We start from the raw sequence: 1,817 nt of genomic DNA, 5'->3' as shown, positions 1-1,817 counted from the left end.
GAAATTTGCTTGTAATTTCTAACCGCACAGGTCGAATTTTTCCGTAATTTCGTGATTCTATTGAATAAATTGACAAAATTCCAACTTATTAAAGAAGCACAAATTAATTAGAATTGATATTATATCAAAAGCGGGAATTTAGGATATAAACAGGTTGAAGTGAGGAAGTGTCAAATACAGATTTAGATTTGTGAAAGTGAAACGATTGAACGAGTTGGACATTTAGGCAGGCATTTATAATCTGTACAGGCAAGACATTTAGTGTGGTCAATTACGGCTAAGAAGTTTTCTAATTTAATCGCTTCATAAGGACATTCTTTCGCACAAATTCCACAACCAATACAACCAACACTACAAATTTTTTTGACTACAGGGCCTTTATCATGTGAGCGACATCTAATCTTTACTTTTGCCTTTTCTGGAATCAATTCGATTATACCTTTAGGGCAAATAGAAACACATTGCCCACAACCAGTGCAAAGCTCAGGATTAATCGCGGGTAATTTTGTTTTGGAGAAAGTGATGGCGTCAAATTTGCATACCCGAACACAACTACCCAGTCCTAAACAGGCATATTGGCAGGTTTTATCTCCGCCAAGTAATAAATTAGCGGCTTCGCAATCAATTATCCCATCATAAACAAATACTTTATCGGGTGTGCCATAGCAAAGGATATGTGCCTTTACTCCTTCAATTTCTTTCATCTCTTTACCGGTAATTTTAGCTACTAATTTTGCTACTTCTGTTTTTCCTGGAATACAAAGATTAGGTGGAACATCAGCTTCAACTACGACTGCCTCGGCATAAGCGGCACAACCAGGAAAACCACAGGCCCCGCACTGGCCTTTGGGTAACACCTCTTCTACCTCATAAACCCGCACATCAACTTCTATTCCAAACTTAAGTTCAGCATAAGCCAGAACTAATCCAAAAATAAATCCCAAACTACTCAGGGTTAAAATTATATTGATGATAAGTTGGGCATCCATTTATAATCCTCCGGATAAAGGCTTAACCATGCCATTAAATCCCATAAAGGCTAAACATAACAGCCCGGCAACAATAAAGGCAATCCCAAAACCTTGTAAAGATTTAGGTAGTGGGGCTAATTCTAACTTTTCTCTAATGCTTGACATCAAAATTAAAGCAAAGGCAAATCCTACCCCAGAACCAAAGGCGTTGACAACGCTTTGTATCAAATTAAAATTATTTTCTACATTTATCAAGGGAATAGATAAGACAATACAATTGGTGGCAATTAATAATAGATAAATTCCCCACATCTTATAATGTGTTGGCAGATATTTTTTAATCACCATTTCGACCATCTGAACACAGGAGCCAATAACGACGATAAAAACTACAATCCGCAAAAATTCAATACCAAAAGGCACTAAGATAAAATTATATATTCCCCAGCCAAGCACAGAGCTTAAGACCATGACAAAAACTACCGCCGCACCCATAGAAATAGACAAATCCATCCTTTTTGAGACGCCAAAAAATATACAAAGCCCCAAAAATTTCGTCAGAACAAAATTATTGATTAAAGCCGTGCTGATAAAAATTGTCAGTAGTTCCTGGATATTCATCTTATTTTCCTCCTGAAAATAGGAAGTAGAGAGTAGAGAGAGAATCTTTCCTCCACCTCTTTTTTCCTATTTTCATTCTTCTGTTGTGAACCCACGGTTCATGAGCGTTTCCCCTGAAAATAGCGAATTAGTGAATTAGAGATTAGCGAATTAGTATAGTATCCACAGACTCGTATCCTCTGGTTTAGAACACATATTCCCCCTTAATAAAGGGGGTTAGGGGGT

General features: G+C 37.1%; 2 protein-coding genes. Both read right to left on the bottom strand.

Annotated features, from left to right (window positions below; all coding sequences use genetic code 11):
* Positions 1–182 precede the first annotated feature (182 nt).
* A complete protein-coding gene (rnfB, locus tag AB1422_19210; protein MEW6621430.1) occupies positions 183–989 on the bottom strand; it encodes an RnfABCDGE type electron transport complex subunit B in 807 nt (268 codons plus the stop codon).
* Entirely contained in the window at positions 990–1,586 is a 597-nt protein-coding gene (locus AB1422_19205) for an RnfABCDGE type electron transport complex subunit A (GenBank protein ID MEW6621429.1), read from the bottom strand. It lies immediately after the preceding gene.
* Positions 1,587–1,817 lie beyond the last annotated feature (231 nt).

This window comes from bacterium (assembly GCA_040757115.1).
Lineage (GTDB): Bacteria > UBA9089 > CG2-30-40-21 > CG2-30-40-21 > SBAY01 > JBFLXS01.
Note: the sequence above shows the minus strand (reverse complement) of the source record. Positions and strands in the feature narration are given on the sequence as shown.

Excerpts from the sequence above, each read along its gene's own strand:
- rnfB (MEW6621430.1), bottom strand. The coding sequence starts at position 989 with ATGGATGCCCAACTTATCATCAATATAATTTTAACCCTGAGTAGTTTG.